This is a genomic window from Haloarcula sp. Atlit-120R (assembly GCF_003665885.1).
Lineage (GTDB): Archaea > Halobacteriota > Halobacteria > Halobacteriales > Haloarculaceae > Haloarcula > Haloarcula taiwanensis.
The window spans coordinates 1-471 of record NZ_QPLN01000076.1 but is presented as its reverse complement, the minus strand read 5'-3'; the positions used below and the strand labels follow the sequence as shown (position 1 = coordinate 471).

General features: G+C 64.5%; 1 protein-coding gene. It reads left to right on the top strand.

What is annotated here, in order from left to right; genetic code table 11:
- The coding region (locus DVK01_RS21290; protein WP_121538846.1) for a TRAM domain-containing protein at nucleotides 1–222 on the top strand (222 nt) is incomplete at its 5' end.
- Nucleotides 223–471: the final 249 nt, after the last annotated feature.

Below are 471 nucleotides of genomic sequence, written 5' to 3'. Positions count from 1 at the left end.
GGACCGACGCCCACGAACGAACCGCAACCGCCCGTCGAAGCCGGCGAACTCCGCTACGTCGAAATCGAGGACATCGGCAAGCAGGGCGACGGTATCGCCCGCGTCGAACGCGGCTACGTCATCATCGTTCCCGGCACGGAAGTCGGCGAGCGCGTGAAAGTCGAAATCACCGAAGTCAAGTCTAACTTCGCCGTCGGCGAGGTCGTCGAAGACGACTTCTGACGGCGCTCTTTTCGCGGTTCGACGCCGTCCGCCGCACCGACAGTGCTCACCCCACCGACAGACCACGGCTGCAAGTGAACGACGCACCACGCTTGCGAGTGAACGCGTCGGGCGCGCAGAGAGAGCGCGGTTGCAGGTGAAGAACGGCGTTTCGAGGACTGAACGCGCTACTGAACGTACTTCGTCACGTCGGCATCGACGCCCACGTCGGCCGCGTCGGCGTAGGGGCGATTCACCACGATGTCGCCG